General features: G+C 72.8%; 24 protein-coding genes and 1 pseudogene. 9 read left to right on the top strand and 16 right to left on the bottom strand.

All coding sequences use genetic code 11. The features are described from left to right. Positions 1 to 83: 83 nt before the first annotated feature. Positions 84 to 791, top strand: a complete 708-nt coding sequence (locus QMQ26_RS09375; RefSeq protein WP_100835700.1) for an exonuclease domain-containing protein — start codon at positions 84 to 86, stop codon at positions 789 to 791. A 78-nt stretch (positions 792 to 869) separates the two neighbouring features. Here QMQ26_RS09375 and QMQ26_RS09370 read toward each other — a convergent pair whose 3' ends face one another. The 3 genes from QMQ26_RS09370 to QMQ26_RS09360 all read right to left on the bottom strand — a co-directional run bounded on the left by QMQ26_RS09370 (position 870) and on the right by QMQ26_RS09360 (position 5225). Beyond that, a complete protein-coding gene (locus QMQ26_RS09370; RefSeq protein WP_282205400.1) occupies positions 870 to 1871 on the bottom strand; it encodes a polysaccharide deacetylase family protein in 1002 nt (333 codons plus the stop codon). 124 nt (positions 1872 to 1995) lie between these two features. Beyond that, positions 1996 to 2880: a phosphotransferase gene (locus QMQ26_RS09365; protein WP_404814100.1), complete on the bottom strand. Its 885-nt coding sequence runs from the start codon at positions 2878 to 2880 to the stop codon at positions 1996 to 1998. A gap of 74 nt (positions 2881 to 2954) precedes the next feature. Then, positions 2955 to 5225 (bottom strand): MMPL family transporter, encoded by a 2271-nt coding sequence (locus QMQ26_RS09360; protein ID WP_282206477.1) that lies wholly within the window; start codon positions 5223 to 5225, stop codon positions 2955 to 2957. A gap of 501 nt (positions 5226 to 5726) precedes the next feature. Here QMQ26_RS09360 and QMQ26_RS09355 point away from each other — a divergent pair. The 3 genes from QMQ26_RS09355 (at position 5727) to QMQ26_RS09345 (ending at position 10478) form a co-directional block, all read left to right on the top strand. Then, positions 5727 to 7889, top strand: coding sequence for an MMPL family transporter (locus QMQ26_RS09355; RefSeq protein WP_282205399.1), 2163 nt, complete (start codon positions 5727 to 5729; stop codon positions 7887 to 7889). A 362-nt stretch (positions 7890 to 8251) separates the two neighbouring features. After that, the gene (locus tag QMQ26_RS09350; RefSeq protein ID WP_030460121.1) at positions 8252 to 8455 is read left to right on the top strand and encodes a cold-shock protein; all 204 of its coding nucleotides are present in this window, start codon (positions 8252 to 8254) and stop codon (positions 8453 to 8455) included. Between the two features lie 190 nt (positions 8456 to 8645). Next, positions 8646 to 10478, top strand: coding sequence for a DEAD/DEAH box helicase (locus tag QMQ26_RS09345; protein ID WP_282205398.1), 1833 nt, complete (start codon positions 8646 to 8648; stop codon positions 10476 to 10478). 66 nt (positions 10479 to 10544) lie between these two features. Here the strand turns inward: QMQ26_RS09345 and QMQ26_RS09340 are convergent, their stop codons facing one another. Beyond that, positions 10545 to 11006 (bottom strand): MarR family winged helix-turn-helix transcriptional regulator, encoded by a 462-nt coding sequence (locus tag QMQ26_RS09340; RefSeq protein WP_282205397.1) that lies wholly within the window; start codon positions 11004 to 11006, stop codon positions 10545 to 10547. 135 nt (positions 11007 to 11141) lie between these two features. Between QMQ26_RS09340 and QMQ26_RS09335 the strand changes: the two genes are divergently transcribed. Further along, positions 11142 to 11651, top strand: coding sequence for a hypothetical protein (locus QMQ26_RS09335; protein ID WP_282205396.1), 510 nt, complete (start codon positions 11142 to 11144; stop codon positions 11649 to 11651). Between the two features lie 1181 nt (positions 11652 to 12832). Beyond that, positions 12833 to 13435: a hypothetical protein gene (locus QMQ26_RS09330; RefSeq protein ID WP_282205395.1), complete on the top strand. Its 603-nt coding sequence runs from the start codon at positions 12833 to 12835 to the stop codon at positions 13433 to 13435. A gap of 49 nt (positions 13436 to 13484) precedes the next feature. On the opposite strand, the gene QMQ26_RS09325 is transcribed toward QMQ26_RS09330, so the two are convergent. Together QMQ26_RS09325 and QMQ26_RS09320 are read right to left on the bottom strand one after the other, a co-directional pair. Continuing rightward, a complete protein-coding gene (locus QMQ26_RS09325) occupies positions 13485 to 14435 on the bottom strand; it encodes a hypothetical protein (protein ID WP_282205394.1) in 951 nt (316 codons plus the stop codon). Next, entirely contained in the window at positions 14422 to 14958 is a 537-nt protein-coding gene (locus QMQ26_RS09320) for an RNA polymerase sigma factor (RefSeq protein ID WP_282205393.1), read from the bottom strand. The genes QMQ26_RS09325 and QMQ26_RS09320 overlap by 14 nt, the downstream gene beginning before the upstream one ends. Before the next feature lie 123 nt (positions 14959 to 15081). Between QMQ26_RS09320 and QMQ26_RS09315 the strand changes: the two genes are divergently transcribed. The 3 genes and pseudogenes from QMQ26_RS09315 (at position 15082) to QMQ26_RS09310 (ending at position 16020) form a co-directional block, all read left to right on the top strand. Continuing rightward, entirely contained in the window at positions 15082 to 15516 is a 435-nt protein-coding gene (locus QMQ26_RS09315; RefSeq protein WP_282205392.1) for a Clp protease N-terminal domain-containing protein, read from the top strand. An 88-nt stretch (positions 15517 to 15604) separates the two neighbouring features. Further along, positions 15605 to 15718: pseudogene (locus tag QMQ26_RS38245) on the top strand (hypothetical protein); the annotation flags it as partial. Between the two features lie 41 nt (positions 15719 to 15759). Continuing rightward, positions 15760 to 16020 (top strand): hypothetical protein, encoded by a 261-nt coding sequence (locus tag QMQ26_RS09310; RefSeq protein WP_282205391.1) that lies wholly within the window; start codon positions 15760 to 15762, stop codon positions 16018 to 16020. A gap of 18 nt (positions 16021 to 16038) precedes the next feature. Here the strand turns inward: QMQ26_RS09310 and QMQ26_RS09305 are convergent, their stop codons facing one another. The 10 genes from QMQ26_RS09305 to QMQ26_RS09260 form a co-directional block, all read right to left on the bottom strand. Next, positions 16039 to 16773 carry a sirohydrochlorin chelatase gene (locus QMQ26_RS09305; RefSeq protein ID WP_282206476.1) on the bottom strand — a complete coding sequence of 245 codons (735 nt, stop codon included), beginning with the start codon at positions 16771 to 16773 and terminating at the stop codon, positions 16039 to 16041. Positions 16774 to 16941: 168 nt separating this feature from the next. Beyond that, positions 16942 to 17847 carry an ABC transporter permease gene (locus tag QMQ26_RS09300; protein ID WP_282205390.1) on the bottom strand — a complete coding sequence of 302 codons (906 nt, stop codon included), beginning with the start codon at positions 17845 to 17847 and terminating at the stop codon, positions 16942 to 16944. Continuing rightward, positions 17834 to 18637 (bottom strand): ABC transporter ATP-binding protein, encoded by an 804-nt coding sequence (locus tag QMQ26_RS09295; RefSeq protein ID WP_100835688.1) that lies wholly within the window; start codon positions 18635 to 18637, stop codon positions 17834 to 17836. Before QMQ26_RS09295 ends, QMQ26_RS09300 begins: the two co-directional genes overlap by 14 nt. A 128-nt stretch (positions 18638 to 18765) precedes the next feature. Beyond that, complete coding sequence (locus tag QMQ26_RS09290) at positions 18766 to 19914, bottom strand: aliphatic sulfonate ABC transporter substrate-binding protein (RefSeq protein WP_282205389.1); 1149 nt, start codon at positions 19912 to 19914, stop codon at positions 18766 to 18768. 243 nt (positions 19915 to 20157) lie between these two features. Further along, positions 20158 to 21477: a sulfate adenylyltransferase subunit 1 gene (locus QMQ26_RS09285; RefSeq protein WP_282205388.1), complete on the bottom strand. Its 1320-nt coding sequence runs from the start codon at positions 21475 to 21477 to the stop codon at positions 20158 to 20160. A 2-nt stretch (positions 21478 to 21479) separates the two neighbouring features. Then, positions 21480 to 22418: a sulfate adenylyltransferase subunit CysD gene (cysD, locus tag QMQ26_RS09280; RefSeq protein ID WP_282205387.1), complete on the bottom strand. Its 939-nt coding sequence runs from the start codon at positions 22416 to 22418 to the stop codon at positions 21480 to 21482. Continuing rightward, positions 22415 to 22981, bottom strand: a complete 567-nt coding sequence (cysC, locus tag QMQ26_RS09275; RefSeq protein ID WP_282205386.1) for an adenylyl-sulfate kinase — start codon at positions 22979 to 22981, stop codon at positions 22415 to 22417. Before cysC ends, cysD begins: the two co-directional genes overlap by 4 nt. 53 nt (positions 22982 to 23034) lie before the next feature. Beyond that, the gene (locus QMQ26_RS09270; RefSeq protein ID WP_282205385.1) at positions 23035 to 23736 is read right to left on the bottom strand and encodes a phosphoadenylyl-sulfate reductase; all 702 of its coding nucleotides are present in this window, start codon (positions 23734 to 23736) and stop codon (positions 23035 to 23037) included. After that, positions 23720 to 23896 (bottom strand): hypothetical protein, encoded by a 177-nt coding sequence (locus QMQ26_RS09265; RefSeq protein ID WP_199846956.1) that lies wholly within the window; start codon positions 23894 to 23896, stop codon positions 23720 to 23722. The genes QMQ26_RS09270 and QMQ26_RS09265 overlap by 17 nt, the downstream gene beginning before the upstream one ends. Then, on the bottom strand, positions 23893 to 25617 hold the full coding sequence (locus QMQ26_RS09260) for a nitrite/sulfite reductase (RefSeq protein WP_282205384.1): 1725 nt from the start codon (positions 25615 to 25617) through the stop codon (positions 23893 to 23895). The genes QMQ26_RS09265 and QMQ26_RS09260 overlap by 4 nt, the downstream gene beginning before the upstream one ends. Positions 25618 to 25753: the final 136 nt, after the last annotated feature.

The raw sequence follows: 25753 nt of genomic DNA, 5'->3' as shown, positions 1-25753 counted from the left end.
GGGGCAGGAGTGCCGCGGGCGCTGTCACTGCGCCGCGCGATGATGGACCCACCTTGGCAGTGCTGACGGAAGGACACACCCCCATGACCTGGTGGAAGGGGCCGCTCACCGGTTTCGACCTGGAGACCACCGGCACCGACCCGGAGGCGTCCCGGATCGTCACCGCCGCCGTGGTCGACACCCTCGGCGGCGGCGTCGAACGGGCCACCACCTGGCTGCTCGACCCCGGCGTCCCGATACCCGCCGAGGCCGCCGCGATCCACGGCATCACCGACGCCGAGGCCCGCGCGCACGGCCGCCCCGCCGCCGAGGCGATCGAGGAGATCGCCCGCGCCCTGGCCGACCGGCTGGCCGCCGGGCGGCCCGTGGTCGCCTTCAACGCCCCCTTCGACCTCTCCCTGCTCGACGCCGAACTGCGCCGCCACCGCCTGCCCACGCTGGCCGACCGCCTCGGCGGGCCGGTCACCCCGGTGGTCGACGCGATGGTCGTCGACCGCGCCCTGGACAAGTACCGCAAGGGCTCGCGCACCCTCCAGCGGGTCTGCGAGGTCTACGGCGTCGAACTGCGCGACGCGCACGAGGCCGGCAGCGACGCGCTGGCCGCCGTCCGGGTCGCCGTCGCCCTCGGCCACCGCTACCCCGCGCAGGCCGGCGACCTGCCGCTGGACGAACTGCACCGGCGGCAGATCGACTGGCACCGGGCCTGGGCCACCGACCTGCAGAGCTGGCTGCGCCGCAAGGACCCGGCGGCCGTGGTCGACCCGCGCTGGCCGCTCAAGGAAGCCTCCTAGCGCCCGCCCGGCCGCCGGTCGGTGGGTTCGCCGGCGGCCTCCCGCCAGGGGCCTCCCGCCGGTGGCGCCGACGGCCCGTCAGGACTGCGGGAAGTCGAAGGCGTAGCCCTGCGCGACCAGCCACGGCAGCAGCTGCTTGAGCGCCGCCACCGTCTGGCTGCGGTCGCCGCCGCCGTCGTGCATCAGCACCACCCCGCCCGGGCGCAGGTTGTGCTGCACGTTGGCGACGATCGCCTGCACGCCCGGCCGCGACCAGTCGCGCGGGTCGACCGACCAGCCCAGCGACTTCATGCCCAGGTCGGCGCCGATCCGCTCGTTCTCCGCGGTGAAGTCGCCGCCCGGGGCGCGCCACCAGGCGATCGGCGTGCCGTCGCCCGCCGCGTGCTCGATCATCGACCTGGCGTCGGCGATCTCCGCGACCTGCCGCTCGTGCGACTGGGTGTGCATCGGCTGCGGGTGGTCCACGGTGTGGTCGCACAGCCGGTGGCCCTCGGCCACGATCCGCCGCACCGCCGCCGGGCGGGCCTGCGCGTTGCCGCCGATCTCGCAGAACGTCGCCTTCGCGCCGTACTGCGCCAGCAGGTCCAGCACCTGCCCGGTGGCCGGGCCCGGACCGTCGTCGAAGGTCAGCGCCACCGTCCGCCCGCCCGAGGCGGTGTGCCGCAGCACGTGGGAGGCGGGCGCGGGCGGCTGGGTGGGGGTGGTGGCGGGCCGCGAGGCGCTCGGGCTCGCGGACGGCGCGGTGGACCCGGGCGCGGACGGGGACGGGGACGGGGACGCGTACGGCGAGGCCGGGGCGGTGCTGCTGCCCGGCGCGGGCGGCGCCGGGGTGCGGCCGGGGGCGGCGCCCGTCTCCCGGTCCTCGCCCGGGGTGGGCCGCGCCGCCACCGAGGAAGTCCCGTCCGCCGTACCGGTCGTGCCCGTGCTCGCGCTCGGTGGGGCCGAGCGGTGCGCGGCGTCCCCCGCCGCGGAGGGGGTGCCCGGCGCACCGCACGCCACCAGCAGGGCGGACGTGCCGAGCAGCGCGCAGGCGCCGAGCAGCAGGGGACGACGGGGGGCGGGTATGCGGGACTTCACCACGGGGCGACTCCTGACGTCGTACCGGCCGCCTGGGGGCGGGGCGTCCGGTACGACGCCAGGCACGAGCGGGGTGGTTCCGTCCGGAGGTGCGCCGCACCACGGGGCGGGCACCGGACGGAAGCGGTCAGAACGCGAACCAGCGTACTGCCGTCGCTCCGTCACGCAGCGAGTCCACCCGGCGACGGAACTCGGCCCCGGCGGCCGGGTTCCCGGCCGCCTGCTGGGCCACCCACGCGGCGCTCGCGGTCTCCCGCGCCCCGCGCAGCACCGCGAACCCGGGCCACTCCCGGACGTCCCACCCGTAGGCCGAGTTGAACGCCGCGACCTCCTCGGCCGGGACGCCGTAGCGGTCCTGACTGAGCGCCAGCACCACCAGGTCGTGCTCGCGGAAGTCCGCGGCCATGTACTCCAGGTCGAGCAGCACCGGGCCGTCCGGGGTGACGTGCACGTTGCGCGGCAGCGCGTCGCCGTGGATCGGGCCCGGCGGCAGGACCGGGACCAGCTCGGCGATCGCGGTGACAAAGCTCTCTTTCCGGGCCCGCAGGAACTCCGCGTCGGCCGGGTCGACGTGGCCCGCGGCGGCGGCCAGCCAACTGTCCACCGGCGCCAGCAGGTCGCGCCGCCCGAGCGGGACGGGGGCCCGCGGCAGCGCGTGCAGCGCCGTCAGCAGCGGTGCCAGGTCCGCCGGCCGGGCCGGGCGGACCGCGGGCGCCAGCCGGTGCCACCACGTCACCGGGTGCTCCCGCACCACCCGCACCCCGCCCTCGGCCGGGCGCACCACCGGCACCCCGGCGCCGTCCAGCCAGGTGGCCAGCGCCAGTTCGCGCTCCGCGCGGGCCGCGCCGGCCGCGCCCGGCGTCCGCCCGACCTTGGCCACCAGGCCCTCGGCGGGCAGCTCGAAGACGGCGTTCTGCCCGAGCGCGAGCAGCGCGGCCCCGGCCGGGTCGATCCCGGCCGGGGCGGATGCTTCCTGCAGGAGGGCCAGCGCCCTCGGTTCGTCGAAGATCACCCGTCCATTGTCGGGGAACCTCCGGGCCCGGCACCGGCCCCCGGCGGCGCGCCGCCGGGGGCCGTGGGGCCGAGCTACCGGTGGGGGCCGGCGCCCAGCAGCTCGGGCCGGCCGCCCTGCGGGGTGCCTGCCGGGGCCCCTGCCGGGGCGCCCGGGTCGGCGGCCGGGTCGGTGGCAGGGTCGGTGGCCGGGTCGGCGGCCGGGGTCTCGGCCTCGATCCGGGGGAGCCAGTGCAGCCAGCGGGGGAGGTACCAGTTCCGTTCGTCGAGCAGGGTCATCACGGCGGGGAGCAGCACGGCCCGGATGACCGTGGCGTCGATCAGGACGGCGACGGCGAGGCCGACGCCCATCTGCTTCATGGACTGCACGGAGAGCGTCCCGAAGACCGCGAAGACGCCGACCATGATGACCGCGGCGCTGGTGACCACGCCGGCGGTGGAGCGGATGCCGTGGGCGACGGCGTCCCGGGTGCTCAGGCCGCGGTCGTGGGCCTCCTTGATCCGGGAGACCACGAAGACGTGGTAGTCCATCGAGAGGCCGAAGAGGATCACGAACAGGAACAGCGGGACCCAGCTCTCGACCGCCCCGACGCCCGCGGTGCCGATCAGGGCGGCGCCGACGCCGTGCTGGAAGACCAGGGACAGCACGCCGTAGGCCGCGCCGACGGAGAGCAGGTTGAGCAGGACGGCGGTGACGGCGACGGACAGCGAGCGGAAGGAGAGCAGCATCAGCAGGAAGGCGAAGGCGACCACGAAGCCGAGCACCGGCAGCATCGAGTCGGACATCTGCCGGTTGAAGTCGACCGACCCGGCGGTCTCGCCGGTGACCGGGGCCTCGGTGCCGGGCACCTTCCCGACGGTGGCCGGGACGACCTCCTCGCGCAGCGCCCTGAGGGCGGCGGCCGAGACGGCGTCGTTGCCGCTGCCGTAGAGCGGGATGTCGACGGTCGCGACGTTCTGCCCGGCGTGCACGGTGAGCTCGGTGGGGCCGTGCATCCGGCCGGTGGCCAGCGCCCGGGACTGCAGGTCGGCCAGCGCCCGGGTCATCTCGGGGGAGGTGATGTCGCGGGCCCTGACCACCACGGTGGCGGGGGCGGGGCTGCCGGGGAAGGCGGCCTCGATCCGCTGCGCGGTGGCGACCAGGGCGTTGCCCTTCGGGAGCTGCTGCTGGAAGGTGAGGTTCGCGGTGCGCATGGTCAGCAGCGGGGCGGCGACCGCCAGCAGCAGGCCGGTGGCGAGGACGGCGGCGGCCAGCGGGCGGCGCAGGACGGGGGTGAGCACCGCGCCCCAGAACCGGCTGCCGCCCCGGGCGTCGTGCCGCGGGCGGCGCAGGAAGGGCAGGCGGCCCTTCTCGACCCGGTCTCCGAGCATCGAGAGCAGCGCGGGCAGCACCGTCAGCGAGCCGAGCACGGCGGTGACCACGACCACGATGGTGGCGAAGGACATCGCCCGGAAGTCGGCGACGCCGGTGAGGAACATGCCGGCCATGGCGACCACCACGGTGACGCCGGAGACCAGGACGGCGCGGCCGCTGGTGGCGGCGGCGATCCGCAGCGCGGTGGCGTGGTCGCGGCCGGCGGCCCGCTCCTCGCGCTCCCGGCGCAGGTAGAACAGGCAGTAGTCGACGCCGACGGCCAGGCCGACCAGCAGCATCACCGAGCCGGCGTCGTCGCTGGTGTGCAGCAGCCCGGAGCAGAGGGCGACCAGGCCGCCGGCGGCGACGAAGGCGGTGATCGCCAGCACCACCGGCAGGACGGCGGCGACCACGGCCCCGAAGGCGATCAGCAGGATGCCCAGGGCGAGCGGCACGGCCGTCCACTCGGCGCGGGCGAAGTCGTCGCGGAACCGGTCGGCGAACCACTTGCCGGAGCTGGCCTGGCCGTACTCCTCGATCACGAAGTCGGCGTGCCGCCGCTGCACGCCGGCCACCGCGTCCACCACCGCGGGCACGTTGGCCACCGCGGCCTCGTCGTCCGCCCCGTCGACCGTGAAGCGCAGCAGGGCGGAGTGGCCGTCCGCGGAGACCGCGCCGGTGTCGTACGGGCTGAGCTCCCCGGAGGTGCGGCCGGTGCCGCGGACGGCGGCGGCGACCTGCTCGACGGCGGCCCGGAAGGCCGGGTCGTCGGCCGTCAGGGCGGCGTTCTGCACCAGCACGGTCTCGCCGGCCGGGGACTCGACGCCCGCCTCGTCCAGGATCTTCGCGGCCCGGGCGACCTGGCCCGGCAGCGACTCGGCGGCGGTGACCTTGTCGGAGCCGTGCGCCCCGCCCAGGTAGGAGACCAGGACGACGAACAGCAGCCAGCCGAAGACCGCGGTCTTCCGGTGGCGGGCGCTCCAGGCGCCCATCGTGGCGGCGATTCCTTGCTTCACTGCGGGTCCCCCCAGGGTTTCGAGCGGTCGGGACCGCCCCGGCCAGTGGGCCGCGGCACTGCTCCGCGGCACCACACACGCTAGGGAGGCGGACTTTGACGGACCATCCGGCCAGGCCCCGTCTTTTCCCTGAACCTGCCCCCAGGGAGGAGTGGGGGGCTAACCCCACCCCGGGGGTCGGGGTCTCCTCCTCGGGGACGGTGCGACGTCCACCCTGAGGGGGAGCGATCTCCACCCGGAGCACGAGGTGGGAGGGGCCGCGGCCGGGTGACGATGGTGCGGGGCCGGTCCCGTGGCCGCTCCCGGGGGCAGCCGCGTTACCCACTTGCCGGGCGGCAAGTACGGTCCCGTAGGATGCTCACCAGTCCTTACCTGCCGACCGGCTAGATCCCCGCAGGGGCCCGCGCGCCGGTCAGAGCCGTTGCCCGGCCCCGTCCCCCCGGCGGCGGTGAACCATGCCCAGGAGGCATTTCGAGCATGTTCCACCGACTTGGACATTTCGTCGTCAAGCGGGCCTGGTGGGTGATCATCGCCTGGGTGATCGCCTCCATCGGCTTGGCGGCCTTCGCACCGAAGATGAGTGCTTCGACCGACGAGTCGGAGTTCCTGCCGAAGCACTACGAGTCGATCCGGGCCTCGGTGCTCCAGGAGCAGAAGTTCCCGGCCGAGTTCTCCCCGGGCGCGATCCTGCTGTTCGAGCGCACCGACGGCGGCGCCCTGACCGACGCCGACAAGGCCGACATGGCCAAGGTCGTGCAGGGGCTGACGGACGAGCACATCCCGCTGGTCGAGCAGGTCATCCCGCCGTCCCCGCAGAGCACGTCCAAGGACGGGCACTACGCGATGTCGATGGTCTCCATCGACAAGACGAAGATGCAGACCGACGAGTACGGCGACGCCGCGAAGAAGCTCCGCGACGACGGCAGGAAGCTCGCCGAGGGCACCTCGCTGAAGTACCAGGTCGGCGGCCAGGCCGCGATGGCCCTGGACCAGAAGGAGTCCTCCAGCGCCACCGACGCGATCACCATGGTCGCCACCGTGGTGCTGATCGTGGTCATCGTCGGCGTGATCTTCCGCGGCGTCCTGGTCGGCTGGCTGCCGGTGCTGCTCTCGCTGTTCCCGATGATCGCGGCCAGCGGCCTGATCGCCTTCGTCACCAAGCTGTTCGACCTGAAGAGCTCGCCGATCGCCTCGGCCATCCAGATCGTGGTGATCCTGGGCGTCGGCACCGACTACTTCCTGTTCCTGATGTTCCGCTACCGCGAGCGGCTGCGGGCCGGCGACGACCGCAAGTCGGCCGTGGCCAACGGCGTCGGCCGGGTCGGCGAGGCGATCGCCTCGGCGGCGGGCGCGGTCACCGTCGCCTTCGCCGTGCTCATCCTGTCCGAGCTGGGCATGTTCACCGCGCTCGGCCCGGCGCTGGCCATCTCGGTGATCGTCACCGCGCTGGCCTCGCTCACCCTGACCCCGGCGCTGCTCGCGGTCATCCCGGCCAAGGCCACCTTCTGGCCCGGCCGCAAGTGGATGCAGGAGCCCGAGGGCGCCCGCTTCCACAAGCTCGGCCGGACCGTCGGCCGCCGCCCCGGCCTGGTCGCGGTGGTCTCCGGCGGCCTGCTGGTGATCCTCTCGCTGGCCGGCCTCGGCTACCAGGGCACCTTCGACATGGCGAAGAGCATGATGCCGAAGGACAAGGAGTCCATGGTCGTCATGGACTCGCTCAGCAAGGGCTTCTCGGCCGGCGCCGCCGACCCGACGCACGTCTTCCTGACCACCGGCGAGGCCGGCGGCAAGCTGGACGCCGCCGCGCTGGACGGCTTCGGCGCCAAGCTCGGCCAGGTGCCCGGCGTCGCGGGCGTCGCGGGCGAGCACAAGGTCAGCGAGGACGGCACCACCGCCGACTTCACCGTGACGCTCAAGGACTCCGCGGCCAGCAACGCGGCGATCGACGCGGTCACCGAGCTGCGCTCCACCGCCCACGCCGCCGCTCCCGGGGGCAGCGAGGCGCTGATCGGTGGCACCTCGTCGGTGTACAAGGACATCAACCTGGCGATGGCCCACGACTACAAGCTGGTCTTCCCGGTGGCGGGTCTGCTGATCCTGCTGATCCTGGGCCTCCAGCTGCGCAGCGTGGTCGCGCCCTGGTACCTGATGGCCTCGGTCGGCCTCGGCTTCGCGGCCACCCTGGGCGCCACCACGGTGGCCTTCCTCAAGATCGGCACCGAGCCCGGTCTGATGTTCATGCTGCCGATCTTCATCTACCTGTTCGTGGTGGCGATCGGCACCGACTACAACATCCTGATCATCGCCCGCCTGCGGGAGGAGGCCCGCGAGGGCCGCAGCCCGCGCGAGGCGGCCAAGGAGGCGGTCCGACACGCCGGTCCGACCGTCGCCGCGGCCGGGTTCATCCTGGCGGCGTCCTTCGCGACCTTCATGCTGGCGGGCAACGTGCTCTTCGCCGAGCTGGGCTTCGCGCTGGCCATCGGCATCGTGCTGGCGGCCTTCGTGATGGCGATGTTCTTCACCCCGGCGATCACCGCCCTGCTGGGCAAGCGGGCCTGGTGGCCCGGTCACGGCGCGATGCCCGACCACGGCCCCGAGGCGGTCGGCGAGCGCGAGCCGGAGGCGGCCGGCCGGCGCTGATCCCGGGCTGACCCGGCGCTGGCCCGGCGCTGGCCCGGCGCTGACCCGGCGCTGACCCGGCGCTGACCCGGCGCTGACCCGGTGGGAGAAGGGGGCATGCGGCCCGAACGGACCGCATGCCCCCTGCGCGCGGTCGCGAAACACGGTGTGACCAGCGCAACCATTGCCACCGTTGACGAGGACCGACGTGCTATTGTCGAAGCAGTTGCAGTATTGGTTCCCATGAACGTGTGTGTGCGCCTGCTGGTTCCAACCGCCAGGCGCATTTGTTTTGTCCGGTGTTTAGTCTCCGGATGGGGATCGCGGCTACGTGGGGCGCACGAGGTGTGTGTCCCAATGCCCCAGTGAAAGTGGAGACGGTTATGGCTACCGGCACCGTGAAGTGGTTCAACAGCGAAAAGGGCTACGGCTTCATCGAGCAGGACGGCGGCGGCGCCGACGTGTTCGCTCACTACTCGAACATCCAGTCGACCGGCTTCCGTGAGCTCGTCGAGGGCCAGAAGGTCGAGTTCGACGTCACCCAGGGCCAGAAGGGCCCGCAGGCGGAGAACATCCGCGCCATCTGAGTCCCGGCTCACGCCGACTCCTAGATGTTGCAGGCGAGGGCCCGTACCTCCACAGGGTACGGGCCCTCGTCCATGCCGCCCGACGGCCGGGGCGGCCCCTCTTCCCCTCATCCGGCGGCCGAACCGTTTCCCAGCCCAGCGGGTCCCTCCCGCGCATCCGGCTGGCGGCCCCCAGAGAGTGGGAACACCCATGCCCGAGCAGTCCCGTCCGCGTACCGACCAGTCCCGTACCGGGCAGTCCCGCGGCCAGCAGTCCCGTACCGGCCAGACCCGCGGTGAGCAGCCCCGCGACGAGCAGGCCCGCGCCGACCGGCCGCGCACCCGCGGCGGGCAGCCGCGCACCGGTGCCGCCCGTACCGGCGCCCCCCGCACCGAGGTCGGCCGCGGTGGCGCGCCGCGCGGTGAGCAGCCGCGCCGGGCGCGGCGCGGTGCGGCCCCCGCGGCGGCGCCCGCCGAGGACTTCACGCCCGTGCAGGGCACCCCGTCCCGGCCGCCGGCGGCGAGCTTCGCCGAGCTGGAGCTGTCCGCCGGGCTGCTGAAGGAGCTGGGCGCGCAGGGCGTCACCGAGCCCTTCCCGATCCAGGCCGCCACCCTGCCGGACGCGCTGGCCGGGCGCGACGTGCTCGGCCGGGGCCGCACCGGCTCCGGCAAGACGCTCGCCTTCGGCCTGCCGCTGCTGGTGCGCACCGCGGGCAAGCGGGCCTCCGCGCGGCGTCCGCTGGCCCTGGTGCTGGTGCCCACCCGCGAGCTGGCCCAGCAGGTCACCGAGGCGCTCGCCCCGTACGCCGGGGTGCTGAACCTGCGGATCACCACCGTGGTCGGCGGCATGTCGATCACCCGGCAGTCCAACCAGGTCCGGCGCGGCACCGAGGTGCTGGTGGCCACCCCCGGCCGGCTGGACGACCTGATCCAGCGCGGCGACGTGTTCCTGGACGACGTGGCGATCACCGTCCTCGACGAGGCCGACCAGATGGCCGACATGGGCTTCCTGCCGCAGGTCGTCAAGCTGCTGGAGCAGGTCGCCGAGGGCGGGCAGCGGATGCTGTTCTCCGCCACCCTGGACCGCAACGTGGACCGCCTGGTCAACCGCTTCCTCACCGACCCGGTCACCCATTCGGTGGACCCGTCGGCCGGGGCGGTCACCACCATGGACCACCACCTGCTCCAGCTCGACCCCGCCGACAAGGCCGAGACCACCGCCCGGATCGCCGCCCGCGACGGCCGGGTGATCATGTTCGTGCACACCAAGCACGGCGCCGACCGCCTCGCCAAGCAGCTGCGCGCCCACGGCGTGGTGGCCGCCGCGCTGCACGGCGGCAAGTCGCAGCCGCAGCGCAACCGGGTGCTCGACCAGTTCCGCGAGGGCGAGGTCACCGCGCTGATCGCCACCAACGTCGCCGCCCGCGGCATCCACATCGACGGCCTCGACCTGGTCGTCAACGTCGACCCGCCGATCGACCACAAGGACTACCTGCACCGCGGCGGCCGCACCGCCCGGGCCGGCGAGTCCGGCACCGTGGTCACCCTGGTGCTGCCCGAGCAGCGCCGCGAGGTCAACCGGCTGCTGACCATCGCCGGCATCCGCCCGACCGTCACCAAGGTCCGCCCCGAGGACGGCGAGCTCAAGCGCATCACCGGCGCCCGCACCCCGTCCGGCGTGGCCGTCACCCTGCCGGTGCCCGCCGCGGTCGCCGCCGCCCTGGCGCCGCAGCCGTCGGCCGCCGGTGCGGGCGCGGGTGCGGAGGGTGCCGGACGAGGCCGGGGCCGCGGGCGCGGCGCGGCGAAGCCGGTGGACGGCGAGGCGCGTCGCCGTCCGGCGAAGCGGGCCGACGCCGGCCTGCCCAAGGACGTCGACATGAGCGGCAACCCGCGCCGCCCCCGCCCCAAGCAGCGCCCCGGCGCGGGTTCCCCGCAGATGGCGGCCGGCTTCATCGGCAAGGCGTCCGGGCGGGCGAAGCCGGGCTCCGGGGCGAAGAGCGGCTCCAACTACGGGACGGGGCGCCAGCGCCGCAAGACGGACTAGTCCGCGCAGGCTCCCGTGCTGCGGGCGGCCGCGCGCCGCCCGCACCGGGAACGGGGTGCCGCCCGTTCAGCCCTGCGACTTCTCCGGCCGGGGGAGGCGGCGGACGGCCGTGACCAACGGGGCGAGTTCGGGGCGCTGCTCGGCGCTGTCGAGTGCCTCGGCGAGGGCGCGGTCGTTGGTCGGCCGGGCCCGTTCGAGCAGGGCGAGGCCGTCCGGGGTGACGTTGGTGTAGATGCCGCGCCGGTCGGTGGGGCAGAGGTAGCGCGACAGCAGGCCGCGGTCCTCCAGCCGGGTGACCAGGCGGGTGGTGGCGCTCTGGCTCAGCACGACCGCGTCGGCCAGCTGGTTCATCCGGAAGTGGCCGCCGTCGCCGTCGTGCTGCTCGGAGAGCACGTCCAGGACGGAGAACTCCCGGACGCTGAGCTCGTGTTCGGCCTGGAGGGCGCGTTCGACGTGGGCCTCGATCCGGCCGTGCAGGGCGGTCAGGGCGCACCAGCCGTGCGCCAGTCCGGGGTCCGGTCGGGTCATGGCCCGTGCTCCCTTCGTCGGTGGTCCTGCCGCAGGCCCGTCGCGGGCCCGTTCCGGACAAGCTTAGTCGAGATGTGCAAATTCCCGCGCCTGCAAGTATCTGTCGGCGGGGGAGGGAGAGGGATGGTGGTCCGGGTGGAACAGGGCGCACGGCTGGACGCCCAGGAGGCGGCCCTGGACGCGCTGCTGGCGGCGCTCGGCATCGAGGCCCCGACCGCACCGGACCCCCGGGTCGAGGCCCTGGCCGCACGCGCCCCCGGCTACGCCCAGCACCACCGCATCGGCCACAAGCGGCAGGCCGCCTACCGCCACCTGACCGAGGACCGCGCCGCGACCCGCACCCACTACCCGGCGGTCCTGGACGCGCTCCTCACCGACGACGACCCCTCCTCCCCGCGCTGGCTGGCCCAGGCCCTGGCCGTCGCCGGCGGCAGCCGCCGCCTCCAGCAGGAACTCCTCACCGCCCTGGAGACCGGCGACCCGCTCCGCCAGGTCTGCGCCCTCACCGCCTGGCGCTGGGCGGACACCCCCCACCCCGACCTGGCCCAGCACTTCCGCACGGCCCGCCGCGCGGCGGCGGACCGCGCGACGGACCCTTGGGTGCGCGGGCGGCTCGACGACTCGGCTTCCGCTGACGGGAGTTGACGGCCCATCGGCTGGTGGCCGGAGACGGCGCGGTGGCCGCCTGATTGGCGTGCGATCTGCGTCCCGGGTGACCGATCTTCTGCGTCGACTCGGCCTCGGTGGCCGGTGGCGGTGGCCCGCGCCTCGTTGCCGGCGTCACCCATGTGCTCGACGGCCCCGCGTGCGTCACTGGCACCTTGCCCCGGTTCGCCTACCGCGTCGTACCGGACGGCACTCTGCCTCCGTTCTGCTCTGCAACCGGTGGCAGGCCGCACCTGACAGGGGGTCCGCCCCGATGCTCGACGCCGCCCCGGGGAGTTAAAACTGCTTCGATTCCCATGGTGAATTCGTCACGTGCGCCCACCGGTAGCACACAGGGTTGCTCTTTTCGAAGGTGCGGGATGGTTCGCCCCGGTCTGCCTTCCCCCGATCGGAAACCGCCCCCTGGTGAGAGGAAGAGCCGAGGCGTGGTGCTTCCTGAATCACCGGTGGGAGGTTTCTTCAGCGTGAGGCGGTGCGAGCTCCTCTATGGGGCGACCGGACGTCCCGTGCTGGTGCCGGCGGCAAGATGCCGATGCGGAGGAATTCGCTCCGATCGGCCACGGTGTACTGATTTTGCCGATGTATGCCAGGTGCTGCGCCATTGCGGAGTAATTCTCGGGTTCGGTGGACCGTCGCCCGATCAAGGCGGTCGTGGTGGGCCCGTCCCGGTCTGTGCGGTCTTGCCTCTCCCTGTGACCTCGCCTGTTGGTCGTCTTTCAATGAGAGCTGCGTGACCGCCCGACGAGTCTTGACGGTCGCGTCGGTCAGATCTCGACTCCTTCGGCCGCGTTCATCAGGGTGCCCAAAATTGAACATATCCCCAAAATGTATCCCATTGACAAATATATACATAATCCCCCTTGGAGTCGCGAAAATTGCAGAGTGTAGAAAATGAGAGCTGTGGCGCATTTTCATTCGCCGGATTTCAGTCAGTCCGGAAAATGGCCGCCCCGTGGGCCGTTGATGGCATAGGTTGGTTCGCACAGGGTCGTTGCTTGCGAGTGGGGCGAAGTCGGGGCCGTCTTGTGAGATGAGGCGGGGTCTTGCGCCATCCGTGCAAGTGGCGGCCGACCGTCAAATGGAGGGGATGATTCTGCATGCGTAAATTGGCAAGCATTCTGACGGCGGTTGCGGTGGTGATCGGCGGGGGCGTCGCGACCATGTCTTCGGCGGAGGCCGCGCCGGCGGCCAAGGTCACCGACACTCGGCCGAGCGTGAAGGCGCTCTCGGCCAAGCAGGCGGCGAGCCTGCAGGCACTGGTCGATCAGCAACTCGCCACCACCCGTGGCGGAACGCAGGTCAGTGCCAACGAGGTGTCCTACGACAACGGCACCGTCATCATGACCTTTCCGCTGCCCGGCGAGCGCACCGCACCCACCAGCAGCGACGCGGCCGTGAAGGGCCTCTCGGCGGACGCCGAGCCGGCCGAGGGCGCAGCCGCGCTGGCCAGCGTGGACTGGCACGGCTGCCCGAGCAGCCTGCTCGGTGGGGACTGGTACTGCTTCTACGAGCACGAGAACTTCGGCGGTCGCCGTCTCCAGTGGCAGGACCCGCACTGCTCGGCCGCGATCAACTTCGGGGACTTCGGCTTCCGGGACCAGGCCACCGGCTGGGTCAACACCACCAGCAACCGGATCATCGGTGTGCAGGACGACCTCGGCAACGGCAACTGGGTCAACCTCTGGGACGAGGACTACCGCACCATGGTGGCCAACGTCGGGCCGTCCCTGAACGACCGAGCGGACCGTTTCTTCGCCTGCTGAGGCAAGCAGTGCGGTCCTTTCCCGGAAGGACGGGGAGGGACCGCACGACTCACTGTCGGCCGGAGGAGAGGTAGACGGTGTAACCGATCACCGACGGCACCGGTACGTTCAACGAGCCCGCCCGTGTGGTCAGTGTCTCCTCCTGGCCCAGGACCCGACCCGACGTGGCCTCGACGATGAAGGTGTACCGAGTCGGCAGACCGCTGCCGTCGCCGTCAGCGGAGAACGCCTCGCCCTGCCGCCCCGCGCGGTCCGTGACGGAACCGTCGTAGCGCAGGCCCGGCAGGTCGGCGATCAACTCGAGCACGGCGGCACGCTGGGCCGGTCCCAGCGCCTGGGTGCGGAGCACTCCGCCGACCGCCTGGTCGAGGCCCGAGGCGGTGTCGACCGCAGGAGTGGCCTCGCGCAGAGCCGCCCGCAGGAGTGTCGGATCCGCGGGCACGGGATCGCGGTACAGGCCCCGCTGGTAGGGCTCGGTCGTTGGGCTTCCGCCGTCGATGCCGTGGGTCCGGGTGCCGGAGCCGTCCGTGTGGAAAACGGCCCTGTGGTCCTCCGCCACCACCTTCGACGACACCGTCCGCCCGTCGACCCGGGTGAACAGGCTCCAGTCGCGCCACTCCAGCACCGCGTCCGGCCCGTCCGGTTCGACGAGTGTGTCGATGCGCTGCGCGATGTCCGCGAGGAGTCGCGGGGCGGGAACGTCCGTCGAAGCGCTCCGGTAGCTCAGCGGGGGCGGGGTCGCGGCGTAGGCGGTCCCGCTCGGGCCGGTGGGCAGGAGGAGGGTGAGGACCAGGGCGGCCGAGGCGGCTACGGCGAGACCGCCGAGCGGGACCAGGAACCGCCGGCGGCGCACCCCTGCCCGGGCCCGCGGTGCCGCGGCATCCTGTGGTTCGGCCAGGATCCGGGCCAGGTCCTGCCGGCGGCGGACGGGGTCGTCCACCAGGTCGGCGGCAGGGTCGCTGCCGACCATCAGGGCCTTCACACTGTCAGCCGCTCGCACGACTCACCTCCAGGACGGTCGACTTCACGGAACCGGCATCGGACGGCACGGGTTCGGCGAGCGCCGAGCGAAGGCGCCGGCGTGCCCGCAGCAGGCGCACCGAGAACGTCGCCGTACTGCAGCGGAGCGATCTGGCGGCCTGCCGGACGCTGAGGTCCTCCCAGCCGATCAGGGCCAGCACCTCCCGATCCCGGTCGCCCAGGCGGGCCCACGCCGCCCGGACGCGGTCGCGTCCCGCCACCTCCTCGGCGACATCGGGCACCGGAGGCAGCGGCTCGGCCTCCCACCGCGCGGCCAGCCGTCCGGCACGGTCCCGACCGCGCAGGTGGTTCGCCACGACGTTCCGCGCGACCCCGTACACCCAGGGAAGCGGCTCGGTCGGCACGTCCGCCCAGCGTCGCCACACGACGACGAACACCTCGGCCGCCAGATCGTCCGCGCTGTCGGCACCCACGCGACGGCGGACGTACCGCAGCACCGCCGTGTAGTGCGTGTCGTACAGCGCGCTGAACTCCTCAGCCACGCTCACCCTGCCCCCTCTATTCGGCCTTCACCCGGTATGTGTCCGACAGCTCCGCGATTCTTACGTCCCGGCCGGAAGAAATCTTCCTCCCCGTCGACCGGCACCAACGGCTAGCCTGCTGCCATGTCATCGACCCCCGGCGCATCCCGACGGACAGTCATCGACCTCGCACGGGAGGACGCCCGTCACCGCGAGCACACCCAGACCGACACCGGGCACCTGCTGCTGGCCGTCCTCGCGGCCACCGACGAGCCGGTCGTTCGGGCATTGGCCGAGCGGAACGTCACCGCAGAACAGGTGCGTGACGCGGTAGTGGAACGCTGGGCGGTCGGGGTGACGGACGGGAAGCCCTGGCGGCTCCCCGTCCCGGACGGCGAACTGCCGCCCTTCAGCCTCCTGGCCGGGGAATCCGTCAGACGTGCCGCCCACGCCGTTGGTGACGGCTCCGCCGACGTCCGGCCCGTCGACCTGCTGGCCGCCATGGCGGCCGAGACCGACAGCCGCAGCCTCGCCGCGACCGTCCTCCGGGCTCTTTCGGCCCCCGTGGCCGACAGGTGATGCCGGGACCCGCCGACGAGTGACCGCTCCGGTTTCCTCGCGGCGAAGGGGCGGCCACGTCCGCGGATTTCACGAGAGGTGTGGACAGATGGTGACGATGTCGGACGTCGTGAGGGGTTTTCCCGGGGCGCTGGACGGTGCGCGCGGCCTGTCGGCCGACGAGATCGCGCGGATCGAGGCGGACCAGGGGGTGTCGCTGCCGGCCGATTACCGGGAGTTCCTGGAGGTGGCCGGGGGCGGGGGATGGCCGCGCTGGTGGGGGAGGAGTACGAATTCCCGGGGTTGTTGGGGATCAAGGAGCGGGCCCGGGAGACGTGTGAGGAGGCGGGGTCACCGGAGTCCTTCGACGGCTGCGTGGTGTTCCTGTCGCACCAGGGGTACATCTTCTACTTCATCGGCCCGGCGGGTTCCGGCGTCTACGAGATCAGTGAGGACGGGGAGCCCGCGTACCGGTGCGCAGAGTCCTTCGCGGAGTTCCTGGTCGGGGTCCTCGAACAGGACTGACCCGGCGGTGGTGCGGCGTCAGGCGGTGCGGGCGGCGGGGGAGTTCGCGGCAGACACGGACGCGGACGCGGCCTCGGCGTGGCGGGCCAGGACGAGGCGGGCCAGCTCGGGGGCGGCGCCGAGGACCGGGGCGAGGTGGTCGGCGTGGTGGGTGGTGGCGGCGGTGGCGATCCGGTCGGGGAGGAGGCCGGGGGCGAGGAGGTAGGGGGCGACGGCGGTGGTGCGGACGGCCGGGGCGGCGCGCAGGGTGGTGAGGGCGTCGGCGACGGTGGGCGGGGCCGCGGAGGCGTGGGCGGTGGTGACGGCGGCCCAGCCGCGGGTGCGGCACCACTCGGCGGCCACGGCGCGGGTGGTGGCGTTGGCGGCCGGGTCGGAGGAGCCGGCGGCGGCCAGCACGACGCCGGTGCGGGCCCGGACGGCCGGGTCGGCGACGTCCAGGCCGGTCTCGGCGAGGCGGCGGTCCAGGGCGTCCAGCAGCAGCGGGGAGGGCCCGAGGACGTCCGCGACCGGGATCGACGAGCCGGCGGCGCGCAGGGCGGCCGGGATGTCGTGCTTGGCGTGGAAGGCCCGGTTCAGCAGCAGCGGGACGGCGATCGCGTCGGTCAGGCGCGGGGCGACCTGGGCGATGCGGGGGGCGCAGTGGTCCAGGTACGCGGTGGTGACGGGCAGCTGCGGGGCCAGGGCGCGGACGGCGTCGGCGAGGGCCTCGACGGTCGCGGCGTGGCGCGGATCGCGGGAGCCGTGCGCGAGCAGGAGGGGCGGCGGGACGGGCGCACTCGGCGGGACGGCGCACTCGGCGGGCGCGGGGGCGGGCGCGCGCGGTCGCCCGGCTGCGGGAGGTGCCCCGCCGCCGCGCGCAGCTCCCCGCGCCCCTGGCGGGACGCGGGGGTGGTGGTGGCGGTGGTGCGCGCGGTCATGGGATCAGCGGGAGTTGACGAGCAGGCCGCGGCTGCGCAGGACGCGGCGTTCGAGGGGGGAGAAGAAGAGCAGGTCGATGGCGACGCCGACGAACAGGATCAGCAGGATGCCGAGCAGCACGCCGGACATGTTGGAGAACTCGCGCTGGTTCTCCAGGTAGCGGCCCAGGCCCAGGCCCAGGTCGGGGGAGGAGGCGATGAGTTCGGCGGCCATCAGCGAGCGCCAGGAGAACGCCCAGCCCTGCTTGAGGCCGGCCAGGTAGCCGGGCAGCGCGGCGGGGAGCAGGATGTGGCGGGCGCCGCGCAGGCCGGTCGCGCCGAGGGTCTGCCCGGCCCGCAGGTAGATCGGCGGGACCTGGTCGATGCCGCTGATCAGGCCGTTGGCGATGGACGGGACGGCGCCGAGCAGGATGACGGCGTACATCGCGGAGTTGGTGATGCCGAGCCAGATGATGCCGGCCGGCACCCAGGCCACCGAGGGCAGCGACTGCAGGCCGGAGAGCACCGGGCCGAGCGCGGCGCGCACCGGCTTGATCCGGGCGACGACCAGGCCGATTGGGGTGCCGATCACGACGGACAGGGCGAAGCCGGACAGGCCGCGCCACACGCTGGTCCAGATGATCGAGAGCAGCGTGCCGCCGTACCAGAGCTCGGTGAGCGAGTCCCAGACGTCGGCGGGGCTGGGGAGCTTGTCGGGGGTGGTGAGTTCCAGGCTGTAGGCGAGCTGCCAGACGACCAGGACCAGCACCACGCCGAGGACCGGCGGCAGGACCTTCCGGCGCAGCACCACCGAGAGCGGGGTGCGCTGCGCCTGGACGGTCTCCAGGGCGTCGAGTCCGGCCTCGACGCTGGCGCTGTCGGCGGGCTCGTCCTTGACCAGGGGGACGGCGGCGGTGTCAGTGCTGGACATGGCGGCGGATCTCCCCACGCAGTTCTTCGGTGATCTCGATGGACAGATCCGCGACCCCGGCCGACTCGATCCGGCGCGGCTGCGGCAGGTCGATGCGCCACTCCTTGGCGACCCGGCCCGGGCGGGAGGAGAGCAGCACGACGCGCTGGGCGAGGCGGACCGCCTCGCGGACGTTGTGGGTGACGAACAGGACGGCGAGCTGCTTCTCGGCCCAGATCCGGGTGATCTCGTCGTGCAGCACGTCGCGGGTGATGGCGTCGAGCGCGGCGAACGGCTCGTCCATCAGCAGCACCTGGGAGCCCTGGGCGAGCGAGCGGGCCAGGGCGACGCGCTGGCGCATGCCGCCGGAGAGCTCGTGGACGCGCTTCTTGTAGGAGCCGCCGAGGCGGACCAGTTCCAGCAGGCGCTCGGCCTCGGGGCGGCGCTCGGCCTTGGGGACGCCGGCCAGCCGCAGGGCGAGTTCGATGTTCCGCCCGGCGGTGAGCCAGGGGAACAGCGCGTGGTCCTGGAACATCAGGGCGGGCCGGCCGCCGGGCACCTCGATGGTGCCGGAGGTCGGCTGGTCCAGGCCCGCGACCAGGTTGAGCAGGGTGGACTTGCCGCAGCCGGAGGCGCCGAGCAGGGTGACGAACTCGCCGGGTGCGACGGTGAGGTTGATGTCCTCCAGCACCGGCGCGGCGGTGCCGGGGCGGCCGAAGGTCTTGTGCACGTGCGAGATCCGGACGGCGGTGTCGCCGTCCGGTCGGCCCGCGCCGGCGGCGTCGGGCGAGGTGGTCAGTGCCGTGGTCACGGGCACCTCCTGCGGGTGTGGTTCCGGGCAGGGCGGGGATCGGTGTCCGGGGTCCGGCCCCGCGCCCGCCCGGTGAGTGGGCATCGCTTGGGCGGGCGCGGGGCGCGGACCTCGGGGCCTGGGAGGACTTACTTGGTGCCCAGTCCGGCGTCGGCGACGGCGGGCTGGTTGTTCTCCTTCAGCACCTTGTTGAGCAGGGTCAGGTCGTAGATCCCGGCCAGGTTGGGCTTCTTGAGCAGCCCGGCGGTGACGGCGTGGTCGGCCTCGGCCTGCAGGGTGTTGGCCAGCGGGTCGTCGATGAAGTCGATGTCCTGCCACGCCGGGTCGAGGATCGAGGCGTCCAGCGCGTTGCCGGCGTCGGCCTTGATCTGGTCGTTGGCGACGGACTTGGCCTGGTCGGAGTTGGCCTTGATCCAGGCGTTGGTCTTCACCGAGCCGCGCAGCACGGCCTCCACCACGTCCGGGTGCTCCGTCAGGAACTTCTGCGAGACGATGATGTTGGTGATGACGAACTTCTTGTCCGGCCAGACGTCCTTCTCGTTGAGCAGGACCTTCGCGCCGAGGGTGACCAGCTTGGACGCGGTCGGCTCCGGCACCCACGCGCCGTCGATGGAGCCGGACTTGTACGCGTCGGGGGTGACCTTGTTGTCGGTGCGCAGCACCTTCACGTCGCCGTCGCCGGTCTGGGCGTCGACCTTGTAGCCCTTCTCGGCGAGGTAGTTGAGCAGCGCCACGTCCTGGGTGTTGCCGAGCTGCGGGGTGGCGATCTTCTTGCCCTTGAGGTCGTCCAGGGTCGGGATCTTCTCCGGGTTGACGACTAGCTTGACGCCGCCGGAGGCCGAACCGCTGATGATCTTCAGCGACTTGCCGCCGGACTGGGTGTAGCCGTTGATCGACGGGGAGGGGCCGATCCAGCCGATGTCGATCGAACCGGCGTTCAGCGCCTCGATCTCGGCCGGACCCGCGTTGAACACCTGGGTCTTGATCTGGGTGCCGCCCAGCTCCTGCTGGAAGATGCCCTGCTTGAGGCCGACCAGCGCGGTGCCGTGGGTCAGGTTGGCGAAGTAGCCGATCTTCACGGTGTCCGCGGAGAGCTTCGTGCCCGAGGCGGCCGGCTTGGCGGACGCGGACGCCTTGTCGTCGCTCTTGGAGCCGTACGAGCAGGCCGACAGCAGGCCGGCGGTGGTCAGCACGGCGACGGCCGCCACGGTGGCGCGTCTGATCCGGCCCGCGCGGGGGCGTGCGGAGGTATGGGTGGACTCGGTGCTCGGTGCCATGAGAGGTGTTCCGTTCGAGAAGAAGGAAGGTGTCGCGTACGGGATGTGCCTGACGTGCTGCCGGGGCCGGGCCGCCCCCGCCGTACCCACTGTGGGAAGGAACGGCGGCTGCGGGCCCGGTGACAGGGGCTCAGCGCCCCTGCCAGCCCTCACATCGCGTCAGGCCGCCCTGGCCGCTGCCGAGGACGCCGCTGCCGATGCGGCCGCCTTCCTTGTCCATGCCCGAGAACGCCTCGCTGGGCATCAGACCCAGTCCTCCTCTGTGGAAGCGTCGGTGATGCTGACGGTGTCGAACGCCTCGCCCGCCATGCCGGCGGTGAGGGTGGTGCCGTCGGTCGGGTCGATCAGGATGAACGAGCCGGTGCGGCGGTTGGTGGTGTAGTCGTCCAGGGCCAGGGGTTCGGCGGTGCGCAGGAGTACGTGGCCGATGTCGTTGACGTGCAGTCCGTCGGCGCCGGAGCGCTGCTCCAGGGTGTCGATGTCGATCCGGTAGCCGATCTCCTTGACGAGCGCGCGCACGGTGCGGGTGGTGTGTTTGAGGAGCACCTTCGCCCCGACGTGCAGCGGACGCTCGTTCAGGTGGCAGACGGTGGCCTCGACGTCCTTGGTGGGGACGGGCACCCGGCCGGCCGCGATCAGGTCGCCGCGGGAGATGTCGATGTCGTCCGCGAGGCGGACCGTCACCGACTGCGGGGCCCAGGCGATCTCGGTGGGGGTGCCGAGCGCGTCGATCGCCGCGACGGTGGTGGTGTGGCCCGAGGGCAGCACCGTCACCGCGTCACCGACCCGCAGCACGCCGGAGGCCAGCTGGCCCGCGTAGCCGCGGTAGTCGTGGAACTCCTCGCTCTGCGGCCGGATCACGTACTGGACCGGGAAGCGGGCCGGCTCGGCGCTCGGGTCGGTGCCGACCGGCACCGTCTCCAGGTGCTCCAGCAGCGTCGGGCCGCCGTACCAGTCCATGTGCGCGGACGACTCGACCACGTTGTCGCCGGCCAGCGCCGAGATCGGCACCGCCACGACGTCCTTGACCCCGAGCGAGGCCGCGTACGCGGTGAACTCCTCGGCGATGGCCGCGAACACCGGCTCCGCGTAGTCGACCAGGTCCATCTTGTTGACGGCCAGCACCACGTGCGGGACGCGCAGCAGGGCGGCGACGGCGGCGTGGCGGCGGGTCTGTTCGACCACGCCGTTGCGGGCGTCGACCAGGACGACGGCGAGTTCGGCGGTGGAGGCGCCGGTGACCATGTTGCGGGTGTACTGCACGTGGCCGGGGGTGTCGGCGAGGATGAAGCGGCGTCGGGTGGTGGCGAAGTAGCGGTAGGCGACGTCGATGGTGATGCCCTGTTCGCGTTCGGCGCGCAGGCCGTCGGTGAGCAGCGCCAGGTCGGGGGCCTCCTGGCCGCGGCGGCGGGAGGCGTGTTCGACGGCCTCCAGTTGGTCGGCGAGGACCGACTTGGAGTCGTGCAGCAGCCGGCCCACCAGGGTGGACTTGCCGTCGTCCACGGACCCGGCGGTGGCGAAGCGCAGCAGCGAGGTGGCGGTACCGGTCTGGGTGGTGCTCATGCTTAGAAGTACCCCTCGCGCTTGCGGTCCTCCATGGCGGCTTCGGACATCTTGTCGTCGGCGCGCGTCGCCCCTCGTTCGGTGAGGCGGGAGGTGGCGATCTCGGTGATCACGGCCTCGATGGTGTCGGCGTCGGAGTCGACGGCGCCGGTGCAGGACATGTCGCCCACGGTGCGGTAGCGCACCAGGCGGGTCTCGACCGTCTCGCTCTCCTTCGGGCCGCCCCACTCGCCCGCGGTCAGCCACATGCCGTCGCGCTTGAACACCTCGCGCCGGTGGGCGTAGTAGATCTCCGGGAGCTCGATGCCCTCGCGCTCGATGTACTGCCACACGTCCAGCTCGGTCCAGTTGGAGAGCGGGAAGACGCGGACGTGCTCGCCCACGGCGTGGCGGCCGTTGTAGAGGGACCACAGTTCGGGGCGTTGGCGGCGCGGGTCCCAGGCGCCGAACTCGTCGCGCAGCGAGAAGACGCGTTCCTTGGCGCGGGCCTTCTCCTCGTCGCGGCGGCCGCCGCCGAAGACGGCGTCGAACTTGTGGGACTCGATGCCGTCCAGCAGCGGGACGGTCTGCAGCGGGTTGCGCAGCCCGTCGGCGCGCTCGCGCAGCACGCCGCGGTCGATGTAGTCCTGCACCGCGGCGACGTGCAGCCGCAGGTGGTGCTTGGCGACCGCGCGGTCCCGGTAGGCCAGCACCTCGGGGAAGTTGTGGCCGGTGTCGACGTGCAGCAGGGCGAAGGGCACCGGCGCGGGGGCGAACGCCTTCAGCGCGAGGTGCAGCATCACGATGGAGTCCTTGCCGCCGGAGAACAGGATCACCGGCCGCTCGAACTCGCCCGCCACCTCGCGGAAGATGTGCACCGACTCCGCCTCCAGGGCGTCCAGGTGGGACAGCGCGTAGGGGCTGTCCTCGGCCTGGACCGGGCGCTGCGTGGTGACGGTCATGCCAGTCCCCTCTCGGTCAGGAAGGCGTGCAGTTCGGCCGCGGACTCGGCCACCGTCCGGCCCTGCGTCTGGAGGCGCAGTTCGGGCTTCTCGGGGGCCTCGTACGGGTCGTCGACCCCGGTCAGTCCGGAGATCTCGCCGGCGGCCTGCTTCGCGTACAGGCCCTTGACGTCCCGCTCGGAGCAGAGCTCGACGGGGGTGGCGACGTGGATCTCCAGGAACTCGGTGTCGTTCGCCGCGTGGCGTTCGCGCACGGCGTCGCGGGAGTCGGCGAACGGGGCGATCACCGGGGCGAGCACCTTGACGCCGTTGGCGGCGAGCTTCTGGGCGACGAAGCCGATCCGGGTGACGTTGGTGTGCCGGTCCTCGCGGCTGAAGCCCAGGCCCTGGGAGAGGAACTCGCGGATCTCGTCACCGTCCAGCACCTCGACCCGGTGCCCCTCGGCCCGCAGCCGCTCGGCCAGCGCGAACGCGAGGGTGGTCTTGCCCGCGCTGGGCAGGCCGGTCAGCCACACGGTGGCGCCGCGCTCGCGGCCCGAGGCCAGAGTCTCGGCGGTGGTCACGGTGGTCACTCCTGACGGTCGGTAACGGTGGTTCACGTACGGGGGCGGCGGGTTCAGAGGTGGATGCCGCACTCGGTCTTGCCGGAGCCCGCCCAGCGGCCGGCCCGGCCCTCCTCGCCCGCGCCGGGCTTGGCGGTGCAGGACAGCGGCGAGCAGCCGATCGAGGTGTAGCCCTCCCAGAGCAGCGGGTTCAGCAGCACCCCGTTGGCCTGGACGTAGGCGTCCACGTCGTCCTGGGTCCAGCGGGCGATCGGGGCGATCTTCACCTTGCGGCGCTTGGCGTCCCAGGCCACCACGGGGGTGTCGGCGCGGGACGGCGACTCGTCGCGGCGCAGGCCGGTGGCCCAGGCGTCGTAGCCGCCCAGGCCGCGGTTGAGCGGCTCGACCTTGCGCAGCGCGCAGCACCGGTCCGGGTCGCGGTCGTGCAGGTGCGGCCCGTACTGGGCGTCCTGCTCGGCCACGGTGAGCTTCGGGGTCAGCGTGATCACGTTGACCCGCATGGTCGCGGCGACCGCGTCCCGGGTGCCGATGGTCTCCGGGAAGTGGTAGCCGGTGTCCAGGAAGACCACGTCCACGCCGGGCAGGGCGGTGGAGGCGAGGTGGGCGACCACCGCGTCCTCCATCGAGGAGGTCACGCAGAAGCGCTTGCCGAAGGTGTCGGCGGCCCAGCGCAGGACCTCCTGCGCGGTGGCCTCCTCCAGCTCGCGGCCGGCCCGGAGGGCCATCGCCTCGTAGTCGTCAGTGGCGGTCGTCATGTCCGGTGCCCCCGTCGGTCGTTGGCAGCAGTCCGAGGAACTTCAACTGGAAGCCCCGACGGCACGCCCGGCATTCCCACGCGCCGTGACCGCTCTCGGACGGGCGCAGGTCCTCGTCCCCGCAGTACGGGCAGTAGAAGGGGGCGGCACGCTCGCTCACGACAGCTGCTCCTCGCTGGCCCGGATCGCCCACTGGGCGAACCGCTCGCCGTCCTGACGGTCCGCCTGGTAGCGGGTCAGCAGGCGCTCGACGTAGTCGGGCAGTTCGGCGCTGGTGACCTTCAGGCCGCGGATCTTGCGGCCGAAGCCGGCGTTCTCGAAGCCGAGCGCGCCGCCCAGGTGCACCTGGAAGCCCTCGACCTGCTCGCCGTTCCCGTCGGTGACCAGCTGGCCCTTGAGGCCGATGTCGGCGGTCTGGATGCGGGCGCAGGCGTTCGGGCAGCCGTTGATGTTGATGCTCAGCGGCTCGTCGAACTCCGGCAGGCGGCGCTCCAGTTCGTCGATCAGGGACTGGCCGCGGCCCTTGGTCTCGACGATCGCCAGCTTGCAGTACTCGATGCCGGTGCAGGCCATCGTGCCGCGGCGGAAGGTGGACGGGGTGACCCGCAGGTCCAGCGCCTCCAGGCCGGCCACCAGCGAGGCGACCTTCTCCTCGGCGACGTCGAGGACGATCAGCTTCTGCTCGACGGTGGTGGCCAGGCGGCCGGAGCCGTGCTCGGCGGCCAGGTCGGCGACCTGGGTGAGCAGCTTGCCGTTGACCCGGCCGACCCGCGGGGCGAAGCCGACGTAGAAGTTGCCGTCCTTCTGCCGGTGCACGCCGACGTGGTCGCGCCAGCGGCCGCTGGGCTCCTGCGGGCCCGGGCCGTCGACGAGTTCGCGCTTGAGGTACTCGTCCTGGAGGATCTGGCGGAACTTCTCCGGGCCCCAGTCGGCGACCAGGAACTTCAACCGGGCGCGGGTGCGCAGGCGGCGGTAGCCGTAGTCGCGGAAGATGCCGATCACGCCGGCCCAGACGTCCGGGACCTCCTCCAGCGGCACCCACGCGCCGAGCCGCACGCCCAGCTTCGGGTTGGTGGACAGGCCGCCGCCGACCCACAGGTCGAAGCCCGGGCCGTGCTCGGGGTGGACCACGCCGACGAAGGCGACGTCGTTGATCTCGTGCACCACGTCCAGCAGCGGCGAGCCGGAGATCGCGGTCTTGAACTTGCGCGGCAGGTTGGAGAACTCCTTGCTGCCGATGTAGCGCCGGTTGATCTCGTCGATCGCCCAGCTGCCGTCGATGATCTCGTCCTCGGCGATGCCCGCGACGGGGGAGCCGATCACCACGCGCGGGCAGTCGCCGCACGCCTCGGTGGTGGACAGGCCGACGGCCTCCAGCTTCTGCCAGATCGCCGGGACGTCCTCGATCCGCACCCAGTGGTACTGGACGTTCTGGCGGTCGGTCAGGTCGGCGGTGCCGCGGGCGTACTGCTCGGAGACCTCGCCGATCGCCTTCAGCTGGGCCGTGGTCAGCTGGCCGCCGTCGATGCGCACCCGCATCATGAAGTACTCGTCGTCCAGCTCGTGCGGCTCCAGCAGGGCGGTCTTGCCGCCGTCGATGCCCTGCTTGCGCTGGGTGTACAGGCCCCACCAGCGCATCCGGCCGCGCAGGTCGTTCGGGTCGATCGAGTCGAAGCCGCGCTGGGAGTAGATCGTCTCGATGCGTGTCCGCACGTTGAGACCGTCGTCGTCCTTCTTGAACTGCTCGTTGCCGTTGAGGGGCGTGAAGTGCCCCATGCCCCACTGGCCCTCGCCGCGGTGGCGGGTCACCTTGCGGGCGGCGGGGCGGGCCGCGGGCGCGGCGCCGTCCTGAGGCTCGACCGTTTCGGGAGTGCGGGCCATGGTGTCAGTCCTTTGAGCGGCTTGGCAGGTGCGGGGTGCTGCTGGCGGCCCCCGGACGCGGCCCGCTCCCACCTGCGGTGTCTCAGCAGGCGGCGGGAGAGGGTGACGCTGGCCGGGGCAGGGTCTTGCGCGCATC

Origin of the sequence: Kitasatospora fiedleri (genome assembly GCF_948472415.1) — a bacterium.
GTDB lineage: Bacteria > Actinomycetota > Actinomycetes > Streptomycetales > Streptomycetaceae > Kitasatospora > Kitasatospora fiedleri.
This window is presented reverse-complemented; position numbering and strand designations above follow the sequence as displayed.